General features: G+C 70.5%; 18 protein-coding genes and 1 tRNA gene. 4 read left to right on the top strand and 15 right to left on the bottom strand.

Annotated elements, in window-relative coordinates:
• The first annotated feature begins 297 nt into the window (after positions 1-297).
• The gene (locus tag MRBLWO14_RS13615) at positions 298-978 is read left to right on the top strand and encodes a YqaJ viral recombinase family protein (protein ID WP_341933670.1); all 681 of its coding nucleotides are present in this window, start codon (positions 298-300) and stop codon (positions 976-978) included.
• Positions 979-997: 19 nt separating this feature from the next.
• On the opposite strand, the gene MRBLWO14_RS13610 is transcribed toward MRBLWO14_RS13615, so the two are convergent.
• The 6 genes from MRBLWO14_RS13610 to MRBLWO14_RS13585 form a co-directional block, all read right to left on the bottom strand.
• Positions 998-1,519, bottom strand: a complete 522-nt coding sequence (locus MRBLWO14_RS13610) for a hypothetical protein (protein ID WP_341933669.1) — start codon at positions 1,517-1,519, stop codon at positions 998-1,000.
• Positions 1,516-2,307, bottom strand: a complete 792-nt coding sequence (locus MRBLWO14_RS13605) for an LPXTG cell wall anchor domain-containing protein (protein WP_341933668.1) — start codon at positions 2,305-2,307, stop codon at positions 1,516-1,518. The genes MRBLWO14_RS13610 and MRBLWO14_RS13605 overlap by 4 nt, the downstream gene beginning before the upstream one ends.
• Positions 2,304-2,882: a signal peptidase I gene (locus MRBLWO14_RS13600; protein WP_341933667.1), complete on the bottom strand. Its 579-nt coding sequence runs from the start codon at positions 2,880-2,882 to the stop codon at positions 2,304-2,306. Before MRBLWO14_RS13600 ends, MRBLWO14_RS13605 begins: the two co-directional genes overlap by 4 nt.
• Positions 2,883-2,935: 53 nt before the next feature.
• Positions 2,936-3,595, bottom strand: a complete 660-nt coding sequence (locus tag MRBLWO14_RS13595) for a SipW-dependent-type signal peptide-containing protein (RefSeq protein WP_341933666.1) — start codon at positions 3,593-3,595, stop codon at positions 2,936-2,938.
• A gap of 2 nt (positions 3,596-3,597) precedes the next feature.
• Positions 3,598-4,236, bottom strand: a complete 639-nt coding sequence (locus MRBLWO14_RS13590) for a SipW-dependent-type signal peptide-containing protein (RefSeq protein WP_341933665.1) — start codon at positions 4,234-4,236, stop codon at positions 3,598-3,600.
• A 197-nt stretch (positions 4,237-4,433) separates the two neighbouring features.
• The gene (locus MRBLWO14_RS13585; RefSeq protein ID WP_341933664.1) at positions 4,434-5,306 is read right to left on the bottom strand and encodes a LysR family transcriptional regulator ArgP; all 873 of its coding nucleotides are present in this window, start codon (positions 5,304-5,306) and stop codon (positions 4,434-4,436) included.
• A 70-nt stretch (positions 5,307-5,376) separates the two neighbouring features.
• Between MRBLWO14_RS13585 and MRBLWO14_RS13580 the strand changes: the two genes are divergently transcribed.
• Positions 5,377-6,030: a LysE/ArgO family amino acid transporter gene (locus tag MRBLWO14_RS13580; protein ID WP_341933663.1), complete on the top strand. Its 654-nt coding sequence runs from the start codon at positions 5,377-5,379 to the stop codon at positions 6,028-6,030.
• Between the two features lie 24 nt (positions 6,031-6,054).
• Here the strand turns inward: MRBLWO14_RS13580 and MRBLWO14_RS13575 are convergent, their stop codons facing one another.
• The 8 genes from MRBLWO14_RS13575 to MRBLWO14_RS13540 all read right to left on the bottom strand — a co-directional run bounded on the left by MRBLWO14_RS13575 (position 6,055) and on the right by MRBLWO14_RS13540 (position 11,506).
• Positions 6,055-6,858, bottom strand: coding sequence for an amino acid ABC transporter ATP-binding protein (locus MRBLWO14_RS13575; RefSeq protein WP_341933662.1), 804 nt, complete (start codon positions 6,856-6,858; stop codon positions 6,055-6,057).
• Positions 6,845-7,510, bottom strand: a complete 666-nt coding sequence (locus MRBLWO14_RS13570; protein ID WP_341933661.1) for an amino acid ABC transporter permease — start codon at positions 7,508-7,510, stop codon at positions 6,845-6,847. Before MRBLWO14_RS13570 ends, MRBLWO14_RS13575 begins: the two co-directional genes overlap by 14 nt.
• A gap of 3 nt (positions 7,511-7,513) precedes the next feature.
• On the bottom strand, positions 7,514-8,332 hold the full coding sequence (locus MRBLWO14_RS13565; protein WP_341933660.1) for a transporter substrate-binding domain-containing protein: 819 nt from the start codon (positions 8,330-8,332) through the stop codon (positions 7,514-7,516).
• 172 nt (positions 8,333-8,504) lie between these two features.
• Positions 8,505-9,194, bottom strand: coding sequence for a 50S ribosomal protein L1 (gene rplA / locus MRBLWO14_RS13560; RefSeq protein WP_096715141.1), 690 nt, complete (start codon positions 9,192-9,194; stop codon positions 8,505-8,507).
• Between the two features lie 11 nt (positions 9,195-9,205).
• A complete protein-coding gene (rplK, locus tag MRBLWO14_RS13555; protein WP_025102337.1) occupies positions 9,206-9,637 on the bottom strand; it encodes a 50S ribosomal protein L11 in 432 nt (143 codons plus the stop codon).
• Between the two features lie 345 nt (positions 9,638-9,982).
• Positions 9,983-11,077: a transcription termination/antitermination protein NusG gene (gene nusG, locus MRBLWO14_RS13550; RefSeq protein WP_341933659.1), complete on the bottom strand. Its 1,095-nt coding sequence runs from the start codon at positions 11,075-11,077 to the stop codon at positions 9,983-9,985.
• A 40-nt stretch (positions 11,078-11,117) separates the two neighbouring features.
• Positions 11,118-11,393, bottom strand: coding sequence for a preprotein translocase subunit SecE (gene secE, locus MRBLWO14_RS13545; protein ID WP_096715139.1), 276 nt, complete (start codon positions 11,391-11,393; stop codon positions 11,118-11,120).
• Between the two features lie 40 nt (positions 11,394-11,433).
• Positions 11,434-11,506 (bottom strand) — tRNA-Trp (locus MRBLWO14_RS13540).
• Positions 11,507-11,696: 190 nt separating this feature from the next.
• Between MRBLWO14_RS13540 and MRBLWO14_RS13535 the strand changes: the two genes are divergently transcribed.
• Together MRBLWO14_RS13535 and MRBLWO14_RS13530 are read left to right on the top strand one after the other, a co-directional pair.
• On the top strand, positions 11,697-13,520 hold the full coding sequence (locus MRBLWO14_RS13535; RefSeq protein ID WP_341933658.1) for an HSP90 family protein: 1,824 nt from the start codon (positions 11,697-11,699) through the stop codon (positions 13,518-13,520).
• A 66-nt stretch (positions 13,521-13,586) separates the two neighbouring features.
• Positions 13,587-16,385 carry a hypothetical protein gene (locus MRBLWO14_RS13530; protein ID WP_341933657.1) on the top strand — a complete coding sequence of 933 codons (2,799 nt, stop codon included), beginning with the start codon at positions 13,587-13,589 and terminating at the stop codon, positions 16,383-16,385.
• 101 nt (positions 16,386-16,486) lie between these two features.
• Here the strand turns inward: MRBLWO14_RS13530 and poxB are convergent, their stop codons facing one another.
• On the bottom strand, positions 16,487-18,211 hold the full coding sequence (gene poxB / locus MRBLWO14_RS13525) for a ubiquinone-dependent pyruvate dehydrogenase (RefSeq protein ID WP_341933656.1): 1,725 nt from the start codon (positions 18,209-18,211) through the stop codon (positions 16,487-16,489).
• Positions 18,212-18,324 lie beyond the last annotated feature (113 nt).

Raw genomic sequence — 18,324 nt, 5'->3', positions numbered from 1 at the left:
ATCCTGTCGAGCCTGCAGCCTCCGCGGACGCCCCTGGGCACGATGTGGAGGGATCGGGCCACATCCTCGTTTGTGCAGGAGAGGTGCGGAGGAGTCCCCCTCTCGTCGATACCCACCACGCTCGTCGAGACCCACCCCGCGCGACGCTGCGCTTGGTGGGTCTCGACGGGGGAGGTGGGTTTCGACGGCGGGTGGGTTTCGGGACGGGGGACGGCGGGTGGGTTTCGGGACGGAGGGGGATGCCGCGGAGCGGCGTGTACGGCGGCGCGGGTCGGCACCCGGGGTTAGGCTCGTGAGGTGACCCCGGAACTCCAAGCGCGCATCGTTGCGGACTCCCGCGACCGCGTCGCCTGGATGCGCGCGAGGTCGCGCGGGATCACCGCCACCGACGTCGCCGGGCTCACCAGCGACAGGTCGATCGCCCGCGCCGCCGACTTCAAGCTCGGGGGCGGTCCGCGCTTCGGCGGCAACGCCTACACCGACCACGGACGTCGGCGCGAGCCGGAGATCGCGGCCTGGGTCGCGGCGACGCACGGCATCCTCCCCTCGTCGGCGCTGTTCCGCGCCGAGGTCGAGCACCGTCATCTCGCCACTCCCGACGGCATCGCGGTCGACACGGCCGGGCGCATCGAGCTCGCCGAGATCAAGACGACCAACAAGGCCTTCCGCGGCATCCCCCGCACCTACCTGCGTCAGGTGTGGTGGCAGCAGCACGTGCTGGGCGCCGAGCGCACCCTGTTCGTATGGGAGGAGCACGTCGACTTCGCCCCGGTGCACGACGAGCCCCGCTGCGTCTGGATCGACCGAGACGATCGCGAGATCGCCAAGCTCGTCGGCCTCGCCACGGAACTCATCGACGAGCTGTACCGGCGGACGACCGGTCAGCAGGTCCCCCGCAGGATGCCGGTCGCCACGACCAGCCGCCGGGAGCACCTGCGCGAGCGCGACGCGTTCCGCGCCCTGGCACTCGCCGACTGAGCTCGGCCACGCACCGACGTCAGGTGCAGGTCGCGCCGGTTCCCAACAGCGCGATCGACAGCTGCCTCGACACCCCGGCGGAGACCCACGCGGTGCCGACCAGGAGATTGTCGACCGTCATGGTCGTCGTGCTGCCGAGCAGGTTGGTGACCAGGCTGCTGAGCAGCGTCTGCGACAGCACCGCGGTGTGCGTGTAGACCCCGCCCGACGGACCGGAGGTGCTGATGTTCGATGCCGGGACGACCGCCGTGGTCGCCCCCTGCGTGAGCGTCAGTCGCACCCCGCTGGCCGGGTAGATCGACGTCCACACGAGCGTCACGCTCTGGAAGATGCCGAGCGCACCGTTCGTGATGGTGCACGCGGTGATGGTCGCCGGCGGCACCGTGAACGACGTGAACGTGCCGGAGGCCGCGTACTCGGGGTCGGTGAAACGGGCGTCGACCTGCTGCGTGCCCCCGAGCGCGCTCGCACCCGTCAGGACGCTCACGCCCAGGATGCCGGCGAGCAGCCGCCGCCGTGATGCACGAGCTCGCGCGGTCACGGCGCCACCTCCGCATCCCGGCCCTCGTCCCGCGAATCCCGCGCGCCCCGCGCATCCCGCGGAACCCGATCGCCCCGCGCATCCCGCGGAACCCGATCACTCCGCGCATCCCGCGGAACCCAATCACTCCGCGCATCCCGCCGGCCACGCCCCCGCCGCCGGATGCGCTCCGCGAGCAGCACCGCCCCGGCGCCGACCAGCACGATCCCGCCGACGAGCACCCCCACGGGCGCCGTTCCGCCGGTGGTCGGGAGGGAGGACAGCCCGCCGCCCGTGTCGGCGACCACCGCGTCGCCGACCCCACGGGCCGAGACGCGCACGTCGGTGAAACCAGGCCCGTCGTCATCGCCGCCCATGGCCACGCGCAGGCGCAGGTGCGCGGTCTGTGTCGACGGGAAATCGGCGAGCACGGCCTCGCTGCCGTCGCGCGGGATGGTCCACGCTGTCGCGAGCACCGTGGCGCCACCCGGGCAGGCACCGTCGGTCCAGGGCTGCAGACAGAGTTCCGCATCGACGAGCAGGGGCGCCGCGCCGGTCGCGCTCACGGCGAGCGTAACGGTCCCGGGTTCGACATCGGCGTCCGCGCTGACCGCCACGTCCCACACCACCGATTCGCCGGGGAGCAGGTTCGCGGCCTCGGCCCAGTCGGCGACGGAGACGATCCGCAGCACGGAGCCCTGCACGACCTCCGTGCTCGGCGCCGCCCAGGCCGGCGCCGCGGCGAGAGCAGCTCCCGCGACGAGCGCGACGGCGAGCCCCGCGCCGGCCGCCGCCCGGGAGGTCGTCATTCCCGCCCTCGCTCACGCCGCCTCCGCGGCCAGAACGCCCAGACGACGAGCGCGGTCGCCGCGACCGTGATCCCGGCCAGAACGAGGGGATCGCCCAGGCCGGCGATGACGGATGCCACGCCCGGCACCGAGAAGAGCACGCGCCGCACCGAGGTGACCGCGTACGGGAACGGGTCGTCGGAGGCGTTCGCATCGCCCCGCATCGTGATGATGCGCTCGTCTGCGACGGCTCCGTCGGCGACCGAGGTGATCCGGTGGGTGATGGGCAGCTCCCCCGGCCGGTCGACGGTCACGACATCTCCGACGACCACGTCGGACGCGGGCACCCTCTGCACGACGGCGACCGATCCGGCGGGGATCGTCGGGGACATCGATCCGGTGCGGAACATGATGAGCGTGACCTGCAGCGCGAAGGCGAGCACGACCAGCGCGATGCACACCACACCCGCGGCGGCGGCGATCCACAGGGCCGAGTCGACGAGGAAGCGCCCCACGCCACGGGGCTCCCGTGCGGTCGGCGCGGCGGCCGCGCCCGAGCCCTCGCGCCGTTCGCGCCGGGTGGTCGGTGTGGTCATCTCCCCTTCTCTCCTCGCCCCCTCTGCATCCGTCGCCCTCGGGATCCGTCCCGCTACGACGAGGTGCCCTGGATCTGCCACGTCTGCGTCATCGTGAGCCCCTGCGCCGCGTTGACCGCGGCCGTCGGAAGCGTCACGGCGACGCAGTAGTTCAGCTGATTGCCGCCGTTCGCCGTGACCACCTGCGGCACGGACGTCGTGGCCGCTCCCCCGACCGTGAGCGCCGATCCGTCTGCGACGATCACGCTCGAGGCTCCGGATGCCGCGGCGTAGGTCGCGGCCGTGCACGACTGACTCGGCGTGGCAGCCGTCGGCACGAGGCGCACTCCGTACGTGAGGTACGCGGCGAGACCGGTGCCGCCGGGCGTGCCGGCGGTGAGCTGCAGCGTGCCCGCCGCCGACGGGGTGGCGGTCTTGACGCTGAACAGCGCGTAGGTCGTCGTGCCGGGCACCATGGCGGTCGGTGCGACGGCGAAGCTGAGCGCTGCGGCGGCACCGGCGGTGGCATGGTTCGAGAACGTCGCACCGTCGGTGGCGCCCACGATGTCGAAGCGTCCGGCGGTGAACGTCGACGACGCGTACTCGGAGTCGTTCCATGCGGCGAGGGTCATCGTCGCGCCGACGCCGAAGACGAGTCCGCCCGCGAGGACGGCCCGGATCCGACGGGAGCGCAGTCGCTTCCTCTCCCGCATGCGTCTGCGGGTGTCGGCCATGATCAGTCGGAGACGGAGGTGGCGGTGAACTCCCACGTCGCGGTCGCCGTCGCGCCCTGGGTCAGCGCAGCACCCGCCGTGACGGCGAAGCACAGCTGCACTGGTGCACCGGCCGTGCCGGGGGCGGTTCCCTCAGCGAGCGGCACCGATGTCGCTCCGGTCTGGGCGCTGAGCGTCGCTCCGGACGCGACGACGGTTCCCGTGGCCCCTGCCCCGCAGGTCGCTGCGGCGCCGATGGCGGTGACGGTGTACGACAGGTTCGCCTCGTTGCCGCCGGTTCCGGCGGTGATCCCGGCGGGGACCAGGGTCGCCGCGTTCGTCGTCGTGGCGTCGAGTCGTACCCAGAACGGCGCGTAGACGACGTCGCCCGGCGACATCGACGCGGCGACGGCGGGCAGTTGGAACACGAGGGATGCCGCAGCATCCCCGTTGTCGATGTTGTGGTCGTCGTACCCGGTGGTGGCGCTCGTGGTCGAGCCCTCCAGGTTGAACGATCCGGCGCCGAAAGTGCCGGTGGCGAACTCGGAGTCGTTCCAGGCGGCGAGCGTCACTCCGACGCCCACCCCCAGCACGACGCCTCCGGCGAGGACGGCGAGAACCTTCCTCCTGGTGTCCGCCCTCCTGGTGTCCGTGGTGACCATGTCTCTTCCCCCTCAGGAATCGAGAGTGCGCGGACGAGGTGGACGATCTTCCCTCAAAGACCGGTGCCTGCACACTCTTTCGTCTTGCATGCGCCTCGACGAAACCGCTCCCACAAGACACATGCCCGTTCATCAGATTGAATACCTATTCAATCGAGGATGCAACGGCCTGTCGCAAAACGGATCGCAGACGTCCGTCAGGGGGCGAGGACGCGATGCGCCTCCTCGGCCACCTCGGCGGCGATCGCATCGAGCAGCTCGGAACGGAGGTTCCACTGCTGCCAGTAGAGAGCGACCCGCAGCGGAGGACCGCCGAGATCGACGAGTCCGCCCTCGTCCTGCAGCCCCGGAACCATCCCCCACCCCAGCCCGAGCCGGACGGCGAGCGCATAGTCATGGGATGCCGGGACGTAGTGCCGCGGAACTCCCTGAGCGGTCACTCCCCTCGCCGCGAGCCACTCGTGCTGCAGCGTGTCTCGACGGTCGAAGTCGACGAACGGCGCCGTCACGAGCGCCTCGCCGGTCACCCCGTCCGGGAACCAGCGCTCGGCGTAGCGGGGCTCGGCCATCGCCCGGTACTCCAGCACCCCGAGCGGCGAGACCGAGCACCCGGCCACCGGCGTCGCCTCGCTCGTCACCGCCGCCATGACCGTGCCCGACTCCAGCAGCCGCGCGGTGAAGTTCTGGTCGTCGCGGTGCAGGTCGACGTCGATGTCGTGCGTGCGCGACAGACGCGCCAGCGGGGCGAGGAACCACGTCGCCATCGAGTCGGCGTTCACCGCGAGCGGGATCCGCGGCCGAGCCATCCCGCCGTCCAGCCCCAGCCCGCCGAGCGCGTCGTGCTCGAGGAGCGCCGCCTGCCGGGCGAGCCGCACGACGGCCTCCCCCGCCTCCGTGAGCCTGGCCGGCTTCGCACGGACGACCAGAACGCGGCCGAGCTGCTGCTCGAGGCTCTTCAATCGCTGACTCACGGCCGACGGCGTGATGCGCAGCACGCGGGATGCCGCGTCGAGGGTGCCCTCGTCGGCGACGGCGGCGACCGTGGCGGCGAGTTCCGGATCGATTCTCACATCAGCCAGGCTAATGGTTCACAAGGAATCCTCGCTGGTGCTCATGCCGACCCGCACTTAGCGTGAAGACATGCTCTCGGTCCTCTCGGGTCTCGGACTCGGCCTGTCGCTCATCGTCGCCATCGGCGCGCAGAACGTCTTCGTGCTGCGCCAGGGGATGCGTCGGGAGCACGTGCTGCCGGTCGTGGTGATCTGCGCTCTGTCCGACGCCCTCCTCATCGCCGCGGGGGTCGCCGGTCTCGGTGTCGTGATCTCGGCCGCCCCGTGGCTCGTCGTCGTCGCCCGGTGGGCCGGCGCACTGTTCCTGCTCGGCTACGGACTCCTCGCCGCACGCCGCGCCTGGCGCGGAGGGGAGCAGCTGCGCCTCGACGACGCTCCTGCGACCGGCGGAGCACCCGACGGAGCGACGACCGCCACCGCGACACGCACCGCGCTGGCCCCGGTGCTCCTGACCGTCCTCGCGCTCACCTGGCTCAACCCGCACGTGTACCTCGACACCGTGCTCATGCTCGGATCGATCGCTGCCACTCACGGCGATGACCGGTGGCTGTTCGCCGCCGGGGCGATCGTCGCCAGCATCCTCTGGTTCACCGCGCTGGGCTTCGGCGCGCGCTACCTCGGTCGCTGGCTGCGCACGGAGCGCTCTTGGCGCATCCTCGACGGGATCATCGCTGTCGTCATGATCGCTCTCGCGATCAGTCTCGTCGCGCCTCTCTTCGCCTGACGCGGGGCGCCCGGTATCGGGCGTTCAGTCGCCGTCGAGCGGGCGCAGGATGCGGGTCAGGAACCGCTGCGTGCGCTCCTGCCGGGGAGCGCCGAAGATGTCCTGCGGAGCGCCCTCCTCGACGACGGCCCCGCCGTCCATGAACAGCACCCGGTCGGCTGCCTCGCGCGCGAAGCTCAGCTCGTGCGTGACGACCACCATGCTCCACCCCTCGTCGGCGAGTTCCTTGATGACCAGCAGCACCTCCCCCACGAGCTCCGGGTCGAGGGCACTGGTCGGCTCGTCGAAGAGCAGCAGGCCGGGCCGCAGGGCCAGCGCCCTGACGATGCCGACGCGCTGCTGCTGCCCGCCCGAGAGCTGGTGCGGGCGGGCGTTCTCCTTGTCGGCGAGCCCCACGCGCGCGAGCAGGGTGCGCGCCTCGGCGATCACCTCGGCCTTCGGCCTCCCCTGCACCCGCCAGGGTCCCTCGATGACGTTCTCGAGCACCGTGAAATGCGGGAACAGGTTGTGGTGCTGGAACACCATGGCCGACCGGTCGCGCAGAGCCAGGCGCTGCTGGGCCCGCTTCCGCGCGCCTCGGCCGCCCGCGTCCGCGAAATCGATCTGCGGCCCGCCCGACACCTCGATGGTTCCGGCATCCGGCGTCTCCAGCCCGTTGAGCGCGCGGAGCACCGTCGTCTTGCCCGACCCGCTCGGACCGATCAGCACGACGACCTCTCCGCGGTGCAGCGTCAGATCGATCCCGCGCAGCACCTCGTTGTCACCGAAGCGCTTGTGCAGCCCGCGAGCGGCGAGCAGCTCCCCACCCGTTCCGTCAGTGCGCGACATGGCGATCGAGCCTCCTCTCCAGTGCGCTCTGCCCGAACGACAGGACGAGGCAGAACACCCAGTAGACCAGCGCTGCTGCGAGATACAGCACCATGAACTGGTACGTCGTCGACGCGATCTGCTGCGCGACCTTGAACAGCTCGGTCACGAGGATCAGCGAGGCGAGCGAGGTGTCCTTGACCAGGGAAATGAAGGTGTTCGACAGCGGCGGCACCGAGACCCGCGCAGCCTGCGGCAGGATGACGCGCGTCAGCGTGCGCGTGCGGTTCATGCCGACCGTGTAGGCGGCCTCCCACTGTCCCTTCGGTACCGAGAGGATCGCCGCCCGCACCACCTCGGCCCCGTAGCCGCCGACGTTGAGCGACAGCGCGATGATCGCGCTGGGCCATGGATCGATCGTCACGCCGATCGACGGCATCCCGTAGAAGATCACGAAGAGCTGCACGAGCATCGGCGTTCCGCGGATCACCGAGATGTAGAACCGGGCGATGCCGGATACCACCGGGTTCACCGAGATCCGCATGAGCGCCACGCCGATCGCGATGAGCAGACCGATGACGAAGGAGACGAGCGCCAGCGGCACCGTGGCCGTCAGCCCCGCGAGGGCGATCGGCCCCAGCGAGTCGAGGAACAGCTGCCAGGGGCTCTCCATGGGTTACTGCGTGACGTCGGCGCCGAAGTACTTGTCGCTGATCTCGGCGAGCGTGCCGTCGGCGCGCAGCTCCTCGAGGGCGGCGTCCACGGCCTCGACGAGCGACTTCTTGTCCTTCGTGAACACGAAGGCCTGCTCGCCGGCGTCCTCGGTCTCCGCCGCGATCTTCAGACCGGTCGGGCTGTTCGTCTTCTCGTAGTCGAGGAACGTGAGCTTGTCGTTGATGGTCGCGTCGACGCGGCCCTGGCGAAGGAGCTCGACGGCCTGTGCCCACCCCTCGACGCCCTCGACGTTCGCGCCCGACTCCTTCGCGAGGTCGTTCCAGTTGCTGGTGAGCGACTGGGCCGTGGTCTTGCCCTGCAGGTCGTCGAACGACGAGATCGAGTCGTCGTCCTCGGCCACCACGATCACACCGGGCGACACCGTGTACGGCTCGCTGAACAGGTAGGAGGCCTTCCGGTCGTCGTTGATGGTGACCTGGTTGGCGATCACGTCGAAGCGTCCGGCGTCGAGCCCCGCGAAGATCGCATCCCACTGCGTCTCCTTGAAGTCGACCTCGAGGTCGAGCTTGTCGGCGACGGCCTGGATGATCTCGACGTCGTAGCCCGTCAGGTCGCCGGTGCCGCCGTCGCCGTGGAAGCTGAACGGGCGGTACGTGCCCTCGGTCGCGACCGTCAGCGTGCCGTCCTTCACGAGGCCGAAGTCGTTCGAACCCTCTTCGGAGGAGGAGCCGCTCTCGGCGGGAGCGGTGCTGCCGCTGCACGCGGTGAGCGCGGCGGCGCCGAGGACGAGCGCGGTGACGGCGATGAGGCGACGGGACATGGATGAACCCTCCTGGGGTGATGCGGTGCGCGGATGCTGTGGTGCGCGGAACTCACCCACAGTACGCGGGATCCCTCCGGCATCCCAGTCGGATGACGTCGGATGTCGCCATGGTGTAGGCGACGAAGAAGGCCCCCGCCGAGGCGGGGGCCTTCCTGTGAGCGCGTGAGCGTCAGATCGCGTTGACGTCCAGCGGGATGCCGGGGCCGAACGTGGTCGACACGGCGCCCTTCTGGATGTAACGGCCCTTCGAGCTCGACGGCTTGAGGCGGACGATCTCCTCGAGCGCTGCGTCGATGTTCTCGTTCAGCTGCTCGGTGGAGAAGGAGGCCTTGCCGACGACGAAGTGCACGTTGGCGTGCTTGTCGACGCGGAACTCGATCTTTCCGCCCTTGATGTCCTCGACGGCCTTGGCCGTGTTCGGGGTCACCGTGCCGGTCTTCGGGTTCGGCATGAGTCCACGCGGACCCAGGACCTTTCCGAGACGACCGACCTGGCCCATGAGCTCCGGGGTGGAGACGGCCGCGTCGAACGCGGTCCAGCCGCCGGCGACCTTCTCGATGAGCTCGGCGCCGCCGACCTCATCGGCGCCTGCAGCGATCGCCGCCTCGGCCGCGGGGCCGGTGGCGAACACGATGACGCGGGCGGTCTTGCCGGTGCCGTGGGGCAGGATGACGGTGCCGCGCACCATCTGGTCTGCCTTGCGGGGGTCGACCGAGAGCTTCAGCGCGACCTCGACGGTGGCGTCGAACTTCGACGAGCCGGTCTCCTTGGCCAGGGCGACAGCCTCGGCGGGAGTGTAGAAACGGTCTGCCTCGATCTTCTCGGCGGCAGCGCGGTAAGCCTTGGACTTCGTAGCCATGATTATCTCCCTCAGCCCTCGACCGTGATGCCCATGGAACGGGCGGTGCCGGCGATGATCTTCGAGGCGGCCTCGATGTCGTTCGCGTTCAGGTCGGCCTGCTTCTGCTCGGCGATCTGGCGGACCTGGTCCTTGGTGATCTTGCCGACCTTGACGGTGTGCGGGGTGGCCGAAGCCTTCTGCACGCCGGCGGCCTTCTTGATGAGCTCCGCCGCGGGCGGGGTCTTCAGGACGAAGGTGAAGCTGCGGTCCTCGTAGACGGTGATCTCGACGGGGATGACGTTGCCGCGCTGCGACTCGGTCGCGGCGTTGTACGCCTTGCAGAACTCCATGATGTTGACGCCATGCTGACCGAGCGCGGGGCCGATCGGCGGCGCCGGGTTGGCTGCACCGGCGTTGATCTGAAGCTTGATCAGGCCGGTCACCTTCTTCTTCGGTGCCATTCTCTTTCCTTTCATCGAATCGGATGCCGCAGCACCCGCTTCTCCCACAGATCCGGCATCTCCGGACCGTGGTCGTCTGGACGCACGCGAAAGCGGCGCACAAACCACAACAGTCTACCCGATCGACGCCCGCCTTGTCGCCGAGTCCCGTCGCCGCCCCACACGCGCCGACCCACCCCTCGCCGACCCACCCCTCTGTGCGCGAGCCACCCCCCTTGTTCTCGTGCACAAGGGGGTGGCTCGCGCGGAAGGGGGTGGGTCGCGCACGAGGCGCGCACGAGAACGGATGCCGCAACGAGAGAAGGCCGCCCCGAGGGGCGGCCTTCTTCCTGCGACTCGTGGTCGTCAGATCATCTTGGTGACCTGGTCGAACGACAGCTCGACCGGCGTCTCGCGCTCGAAGAGCGACACGAGCACCGTGAGCTTGCCGCTCTCGGGCTTGATCTCGCTGATCGACCCGGGCAGACCCGCGAACGAGCCCTCCTTGATCGTGATGGTCTCGCCGACCTCGAAGTCGACCTCGGCCGGCAGCGGACGTGCGACAGCGACGCCGCCCTTGGCCGCGATGTTCTTGGCGGTCGGGACGTCCTTGACCTCGACGAGCGACTTCAGCATGTTGAAGGCCTCTTCGAAGCGCAGCGGCGTCGGGTTGTGGGCGTTGCCCACGAAGCCGGTGACACCGGGCGTGTGACGGACGACCGACCAGGTGTCCTCCGTGAGCTCCATGCGCACCAGCACGTAGCCGGGGATGCGCACGCGCGTGACCATCTTGCGCTGGCCGTTCTTGATCTCGACGACGTCCTCCATCGGGACCTCGATCTGGTAGATCTCGTCCTCGACCTCGAGCGTCGACTTGCGCTGCTCGATGTTCGCCTTGACCTTGCGCTCGAAGCCGGCGTACGAGTGGATGACGTACCACTTGCCGGGGAGCATGCGCAGGTCCATGCGGAACGCCTCGTACGGGTCCTCCTCGGAGTCGACGTCGTCGGACTCCGCGGCTTCCTCGGCCTCCACGGCCGCGACCACGGGGTCGTCCGCGTCGTCGGCGTCGACGGCCGGGCGGTCGTCCTCGCCGTTCACGTCGGGTCCGTCGTACGGGGTGACCTCGTCGGCCGCCTCCGCTTCCTGCTCTGCGGTCTCTTCGGCCACAGCGTCGTTGAGGACCTCAGCGGCAGCCTCGGACTCAGCCGCTTCGTCCAGGTTGAGAGCGTCGTTCACGATCGCATCCGCCTCCGGGTCGTCGATGTCGATGTCGGTGTCTTCTTCCGTGCCGGTCTCGTCGTCGCCGTCCACGTCCTCGACGTGGAGAGCCACGTGCTCGGCGGACGTGACGGAGAACTCCTCTGCGGCGAGGACGTTGCCCTCCTGGGCCTCGTCCTCCTCGCTGGACTGCTCGGCAGCGGTCGCCCAGTCGGCGTCGTCGGAATATCGTTCAGACACGGTGTTTCTTTCCAATCACTGCGGCCAGGGCCGCAGGGCGTCAAGCGTCCGGAACTCCGAACACGATGTGCGTCAGCCACGCGAACAAGGTGTCCAGCCCGTAGACGATGCCCATGACGATCAGAACGAAGACGAGCACCACCGCGGTGAACTTGAACAGTTCCTTGCGGGTCGGAGTGACGACCTTGCGAAGCTCTGCGATGACCTGACGGAAGAACAGGGCGATGCTCCCGAAGAACCGGGAGATGGGGTTGCCCGTCTTCTCTCGGGTGGCGCCGGCCGCGACGACCTCGCCGCGCGGTTCGTCCTGATCCATCCTGAATGTACCTTTCGTGTGTCAGCGTTGCGCTGACGCGCAGGGCGGACAGGAATCGAACCTGCAACCTGCGGTTTTGGAGACCGCTGCTCTGCCAATTGAGCTACCGCCCTAGAGACCGTGAGGTCTCGGGGTGTCGTCTCCATCCTGCCATCCGGCCCGGGCGTGTGGGCCGGGGCACGGCGAAAGGATGCAGACAACAACTGCTGGTCAAGCATACGGCATCCGTCGGCGGGTGCCGAACCGGCGGAGGGACCGCGCTGTTGCTAGGCTCGGCGGGCGGACGCAACGGGAGGGAATGCGGTGAGCTCTGACGTGCAGCAGTTCCAGGTGGATCTGCGCGGGGTCGTCGACCTCCTCAGCCGGCACATCTACTCGAGTCCTCGGGTGTACCTGCGCGAACTGCTGCAGAACGCGAGGGACGCCGTCACGGCCCGCCGGGAGCTCGACGGCACCGGCGGCAGCATCCGCATCACCCCGCTCACCGACGAGAGCCGCGAGTTCGTGCTGCGCGACGACGGCATCGGACTTACCGCTGCTGAGGTCGCCGACCTGCTCGCGACGGTCGGCCGCAGCTCGAAGCGCGACATCTTCGACATGCCCCGCAGCGACTACCTCGGCCAGTTCGGCATCGGGCTGCTCAGCTGCTTCATGGTCGCCGACACCATCGTCATCCGCTCGCGGAGCGCGAAGGGCACACCGGCCGTCGAGTGGACCGGCAGCGCGGACGGCACGTTCCGGGTGACCGAGATCGACGACGAGCTGCCGATCGGCACGAGCGTGCACCTCGCGCCGCGGTTCGACGCCGACGAGCTGCTGCGCCCCGCCGCCGTGCGGGAGCTGGCGACCGCCTTCGCGGAGTTCCTGCCGGTGCGCGTCACGATCGACGCCCCCGGCGGTGACGTCGACATCACGAGGGCGGCTCCGTTCCTCGACGCGGCGACCGACCCCGAGGCCGCCGTGCAGTACGGACGCGACCTGCTCGGCGCCGCACCCCTCGACGTGATCGAGATCGGCGAGCCCGCGACCGGCACCCGCGGCCTCGCGTACGTCCTCCCCTACGCGCCCCCTCCCGGCGCTCGGCAGGCGACCCGCATGTACCTCGGCCGGATGCTGCTGTCGGAGCGCGCCGACGACGTGCTGCCCGACTGGGCCTTCTTCGTCAGGGCCGTCGTCGACTCGACGGGCCTGGCGCCGACGGCGAGCCGCGAGTCGCTCGTCGATGACACCGCGCTGGAGCACGTGCGCGAGCAGCTCGGCGCCGGCATCCGCCGCTGGGTGCTCGACCTCGGGCTCCGAGAGCCCCACCGCCTCGCCCAGTTCGTCGCCGTCCACGAGGTCGGCCTGAAATCGCTGGTGCGCCACGACGAGGAGCTCGCCCGCTTCATCACCCGGTGGCTCACGCTCGAGACGACCCACGGAACCCTGCGCATCGGCGATATCGTCGAGCGCTTCCCGCACATCCGATTCGCGCAGACCGTCGACGAGTTCCGGCAGGTCGCCGGCATCTCCCCCGCATCCGAGGTGCTCGTCAACGGCGGCTACCTGTACGACGCCGACCTCGTGCGCATGCTGCCTGAGCTGTATCCGCAGGTGTCCGTCGAACTCGTCGACGTGGGCGGGGAGCTCGACCGCCTCGACCCTCCCCCGCTCGACGATCGCGACGCCGCGGTCGCGCTGGAAGCCCGTGCGGGCGGGGTGCTCGCGGCATCCGACTGCTCCGTGACCGTGCGATCGATCGATCAGCCGGAGCTCGCCGCGCTGTACGTCGCCGACCCCGAGGTGCTCCGCCGCCTCGACCGTGGTCGCACCAAGGGCTTCACCGGCGCGCTGTGGGGCGGCGTGCTGGACCGCATCGACGCCACCCTGTCGGCATCCCGCGATGACGACCTCAGCGCCCGCCTCTGCCTCAACTGGTCGAACCGCGTCGTGCGCGCTCTCGTGCGGGTGCAGGACGATGCGGTCTTCGCCCGCACCGTGCAGCTGCTGTACATCCAGGCGCTGCTCGCCGGCCACCACCCGCTCTCCGACGCGGATCGGGCGCTGATGACCACCGCGCTCAGCGACCTCGTCTCGCTCTCCGCCGGGATCGAGGGAGACGCGGTCCCCTTCGACGACGTCGTCTGAGCCTCCGTCCGTCGTCACCGACCCGTCCGTCCGTCGTCACCGACCCGTCCGCATGAAGGGGCCACCATGGCACGTCCGCAGAAGCGCTTCCGGCAGCTCATCGAAGAGATCGACCGCACCCCGTGGGGGCCAGCCGAGCAGGCGCTCGTCGCGGAGGCCGTCGCCCTCGCCGTCGAGCTCGGCGACGAGCGCCTCGAGTACGAGGCCCGGATGCGGCAGACGGCGTCGGCGAACATGAACGGCGCCACCGACGTGATGCTGAACTCCTTCGCGTGGTGCCTCGCCAGGCACGACGCCGACCCGCAGCGGTTCCCCGCGGACCTCGACTACGGCGGCGCCGACCTGATGTGGCAGTTCAAGTGGATGGCGTCGGCCCTCCGGTCGTCTCCGGCGTTCTCCGGCGAGCAGATCGCCGCGGTGCTCGACGACATGGAGACCCACTACCGTGCGGGCGGCCTCGGCCTCAGCGGCGTGCTCACCGCGCGCTTCGAGGATGCGTGGGACGCCGGAAGGATGGACGACGCCGAGGCCCTGCGCGTGCGCCTGGAGGCGACGCCCCGCGACGAGCACAGCCACTGCGACGCGTGCGGACGCAGCCAGTTCGCAGGGTTCTTCGCGGAGACGGATCGGGATGCCGAGGCGATCCGACTCGTCGAGGAGATGCTCGAGGGCGGCTACTCGTGCGGTGAGGAACCGGAGCACGCCCTGTCGCGCGTGCTCCTGCCCTACCTGCGCGCGGGCCGCTTCGACGAGGCGAAGAGCGCCCACCTGCGCAGCTACCGCCTCGCGAAGGACAATCCCGACAACCTGCGCATCGTCGCGAACAACCTCGTGTTCGCCGCGATCACCGGCAACGAGGCCCGCGCCCTCGCCCTCGTGGAGCGCCACATCGGCTGGCTGGCGCATGACGGGCTCAACGTCGACGCCCACTTCGCCACGCTGGGCGCGATCGCCTTCGCGCTCGACCGGGTCACGCTCGCGGGGCACGGCGACACCCCCGTGCGGGGAGCGGAGACCCCGGCGCTGGAGGCGTTCTTCGGACCGCACGAGGGCTCGTGGAGCGCCGCCGACCTCGCCGCCACGGCATGGGCCGCCGCCGAGCGCATCGGCGCGGACTTCGACCGCCGCGACGGCAGCGACGGCCACGCGCGCAGCATCGCACGGCTCCGCGCGCTCGAGGGCGAGCGGTACGACGTGCCGATCCGGTCGGACGCGTTCGTCGCGACCGCCGATCCGGCGACCCCGACGGATGCCGACGGCTGGTTCGACCGCGCCATGAACCTCGCGCAGTTCGGCGCAGAGCACGAGACGCTGCAGGCTCTGCCGAAGGCGCTGGCCGTCGAGGATCCGGCGAAGGTCGCTCAGCTCATGTCGATGCGCCTCGGCATCCTCGTCGCCCTCGACCGCGCCGACGAGGCAGCCGACCTCCTGCCCGCCCGCATCGAGGCGCTGCGCGCGGCCGGACGCGACGAGCAGGCCGATCTCGAGCAGCGCCTGGGCCTCGCGACCTTCGGTCTGAACACTCCCGAGACGGTGGCCGCGCTCGAGGACGCCCTCACGGCATCCGACGCCCTTCCCGCCTGGTCGCGCGGCGACCTGGCGATCAGCCGCGCCTCCCTGCACATGCACGCCGAGGAACCGGACGCCGCGCTCGATCTCGCCGAACGCGCGGCACGGGCGTTCGCCGAGGCCGGCGACGCACGGCTGTCGAACACGACGACCCTCATCGCGATCGCGGCCGTGCTGCAGAAGGGCGACACGGAGGCGGCGACGGCCCTGCTCGATCGCCTCCTCGCGCAGGACGACCTGAGCGACGGCCACCGTGCGCAGGCGCTGCAGACCCGCGCCCGCGTGCGCGGCGGGCAGGAGGCGTTCGTGGAGGGCGCGGCGGATGCCGATGAGGCGTGCCGCCTGCTCGCCGGACTCGGCGCCACACGAGCGCTGGGCACCGCGCACCTGCTCGCCGGTGCGCTCTGGGAGGACGCCGGCGAACCCCAGAAGGCCGTGGCCCGCTATCGGGTGACGTCTCGCATCGCCGCGCAGGAGGGCGGCGATCAGGTGGCGGCGGACTTCCGGCTCGCGCGCGCCATGCTCGCGCAGGGCGACGCCCCCGAGGCCGCCGAGCTCTTCGGTCAGGTGCTCGAACGCGAGGAGCAGGCCGAGGTGCATGCGGCATCCCGCGGCATGACCGCGTCGCTGCTGGCTCGCGCACTGGCGGGCGCCGGGGAGTTCGGCCAGGCCGTCGGCGCCTACGGGTACGCGGCCGAGCTGTTCGGCGAGGGCGAGGAGCCGGCCGATCAGGCCGTCTCGCTCACCGAGCGCGCCAAGATCCTCGCCCGCTTCGACGAGCACGACGCCGCGATCGCCGACCTCGAGTCCGCGGCCGAGATCGTCCGGGCCGTGCCCGACGCCGTCGGCGCACGGGTCGAGGTGCTGCACAACCTCGGGCAGGCGTACGGGGCTCAGCAGGACGAACGAGCCTTCCCGATGCTCGACGAGGTCGCCGCGCTGGCCGGGGAGCACGACGCGGGCTGGCTGCTCGCCGACGTCACCGACTCCCGCGCCCGTGCGCTCGCCTCGTTCGGCCGCACCGATGAGGCCGTGTCGTCGGCCCTGACGGCCGCCGACGGCTTCGCGGAGCTCGGCGACCTCGGCTCGGCAGGCGGCTCGGAGCTCTTCGCCGCGCGACTGCTCGCCTCGAACGAGCGCTCAGAGGATGCCGTGGCGATCTATCGCACGGTCATCGAGCACGCCGCGGGGCACCCGCCCCTCCTGCAGGTCGCCGCGCTCGAGCTCGGCGACGTGCTCGAGGGACTCGGGCGTCACGCGGAAGCCGCCGAGGTGCGGGCCCGGCTCGACGGCTGAGCCTCGGGGCGCACTGCTGTCGCAGAAGTACGCTCGCGTCGCACGTTCTCACGGGAGTCGTGCGACGCGGGCGCATTCCTGCGACGCAGGGCGCGCAGGACTCAGAGGAACTGACGCCAATTGGCCCTGGCGAGGTCGAGCAACTCGTCGCCCCGGCCCGACATGACCGTGCGGATCGCGTACAGAGCGAAGCCCTTGACCTGTGCGGCCTCGATCGCGGGCGGCATCGAGAGCTCCTGGCGCTCGGTCACCACGTCCAGCAGAGCGGGGCCATCGTGTGCGAGCACCTCGCGCACGGCATCCGGCAGGTCCTCGCTGTTCTCGACGCGGCGGGCGAAGATGCCCATGGCCTCGGCGATCGCGGCGAAGCTCGGATTGTCGAGACCGGTGCCGTAGTTGACGAACCCGGCGGCCTTCATCTCCAGCTCGACGAAGTTCAGCGAGGAGTTGTTCACCACGACCGTCTTCACCGGCAGCCCGTTCTGGGTGACGGTGAGCAGCTCCCCGAGCATCATCGCCAGGCCGCCGTCCCCGGCGAGCGCGACCACCTGGCGGTCCGGGTGCGACACCTGCGCTCCGATGCCGTGCAGCAGGGCGTTGGCCATGGATCCGTGCGTGAACGATCCGATCAGGCGGCGCCCCTCGGTCATCGACAGGTAGCGCGCGGCCCACACGGTGGGCGAGCCGACGTCGGCGGTGAAGATCGCGTCATCCGTCGCCTGCTCGTCGAGCACGCGGGCGAGGTATTGCGGGTGGATCGGGCGCCCCTTCTTGGTGGGCGTCGCGAGGTCGTCGAGCTTCGCGCGGGTCTTGCGGTAGTGCGCGACCGCGTCGTCGAGGTGCCCGCGGTCGGTCTTCGCGGCGAGTCGCGGCAGCAGGGCGTCGACCGTCGCCCGCACGTCGCCGACGAGGCCCAGGTCGAGCGGATGCCGCTTGCCGAGTTGCGATCCGCGGATGTCGACCTGGATCGTGGTCGCGTGCTCCGGGTAGAACTGCTCGTAGGGGAAGTCGCTGCCGAGCACGAGCAGGGTGTCGGCCGCCTCCATCGCGCGGTACCCCGACGCGAAGCCCAGCAGTCCCGTCATGCCCACGTCGAACGGGTTGTCGTACTCGATGAACTCCTTGCCGCGCAGAGCGTGCACGATCGGAGCACCGAGTCGGTCGGCCAGCGCGACGACCTCGTCGTGCGCGCCCTCGACCCCTGCTCCGGCGAGGATCGTCGTCTTGGACGAGGCGTTCAGCAGCGCGGCCGCGCGCTCGAGCTCGTCGGGGCTCGGCGTCACGACGGGGCGCGTGCGCTCGATCACCACGGCGCGGTCGTCGGCGATCTCGGCGAGCGCGACGTCGCCCGGGATCACGAGCACGGCCACCCCGCGCTGCTCGATGGCCGCGCGCATGGCGATCTCGAGCAGACGGGGCATCTGCCGCGGGTCGGCGACGTACTCGACGTACACGCTGCACTCGCGGAACAGCTCCTGCGGGTGCGTCTCCTGGAAGTACCCCGTGCCGATCTCGTTCGTCGGGATGTGAGCGGCGATCGCGAGCACGGGCACGCGCGAGCGGTTGGCGTCGTAGAGGCCGTTGATGAGGTGCAGGTTCCCGGGACCGCAGGAGCCGGCGACCACCGCCAGGTCGCCGGTGAGCGCGGCATCCGCTGCGGCGGCGAAGGCTGCCGATTCCTCGTGGCGCACGTGGACCCAGCGGATGCTGCCGTCCTTGCGAAGCGCGTCGGTGAAGCCGTTCAGCGAATCGCCCGGGAGTCCGTACACCCGCTCGATCCCGTTGGCTCCCAGTGTCTTGACGATGTTCTCTGCAACCGTGGCCATGCTTCGACCCTACGCCCGCGTGGTGGGCCCAGGGCCAGTGGGCAGCGCCCCGGTTTCCGGTTTTCCGCACCTCGACGGAGGGGCAGCCGCAGTGACGGCATCCGTCCTGCTCC

The sequence above is a fragment of the Microbacterium sp. LWO14-1.2 genome (genome assembly GCF_038397715.1).
Classification (GTDB): domain Bacteria; phylum Actinomycetota; class Actinomycetes; order Actinomycetales; family Microbacteriaceae; genus Microbacterium.
The sequence above is the reverse complement of the archived record's forward strand: the minus strand, read 5'-3'. Positions and strand labels throughout refer to the sequence as shown.

Bases quoted from the DNA above. Each gene is read 5' to 3' on its own strand.
- secE (WP_096715139.1), bottom strand. From the start codon at position 11,393: ATGGATCAGGACGAACCGCGCGGCGAGGTCGTCGCGGCCGGCGCCACC.
- MRBLWO14_RS13565 (WP_341933660.1), bottom strand. From the start codon at position 8,332: ATGTCCCGTCGCCTCATCGCCGTCACCGCGCTCGTCCTCGGCGCCGCC.
- MRBLWO14_RS13575 (WP_341933662.1), bottom strand. From the start codon at position 6,858: ATGTCGCGCACTGACGGAACGGGTGGGGAGCTGCTCGCCGCTCGCGGG.
- MRBLWO14_RS13600 (WP_341933667.1), bottom strand. From the start codon at position 2,882: ATGACCACACCGACCACCCGGCGCGAACGGCGCGAGGGCTCGGGCGCG.
- rplA (WP_096715141.1), bottom strand. From the start codon at position 9,194: ATGGCTACGAAGTCCAAGGCTTACCGCGCTGCCGCCGAGAAGATCGAG.
- rplK (WP_025102337.1), bottom strand. From the start codon at position 9,637: ATGGCACCGAAGAAGAAGGTGACCGGCCTGATCAAGCTTCAGATCAAC.
- MRBLWO14_RS13580 (WP_341933663.1), top strand. From the start codon at position 5,377: ATGCTCTCGGTCCTCTCGGGTCTCGGACTCGGCCTGTCGCTCATCGTC.
- MRBLWO14_RS13590 (WP_341933665.1), bottom strand. From the start codon at position 4,236: ATGGTCACCACGGACACCAGGAGGGCGGACACCAGGAGGAAGGTTCTC.
- MRBLWO14_RS13595 (WP_341933666.1), bottom strand. From the start codon at position 3,595: ATGGCCGACACCCGCAGACGCATGCGGGAGAGGAAGCGACTGCGCTCC.
- MRBLWO14_RS13530 (WP_341933657.1), top strand. From the start codon at position 13,587: ATGGCACGTCCGCAGAAGCGCTTCCGGCAGCTCATCGAAGAGATCGAC.
- MRBLWO14_RS13570 (WP_341933661.1), bottom strand. From the start codon at position 7,510: ATGGAGAGCCCCTGGCAGCTGTTCCTCGACTCGCTGGGGCCGATCGCC.
- MRBLWO14_RS13605 (WP_341933668.1), bottom strand. From the start codon at position 2,307: ATGACGACCTCCCGGGCGGCGGCCGGCGCGGGGCTCGCCGTCGCGCTC.
- poxB (WP_341933656.1), bottom strand. From the start codon at position 18,211: ATGGCCACGGTTGCAGAGAACATCGTCAAGACACTGGGAGCCAACGGG.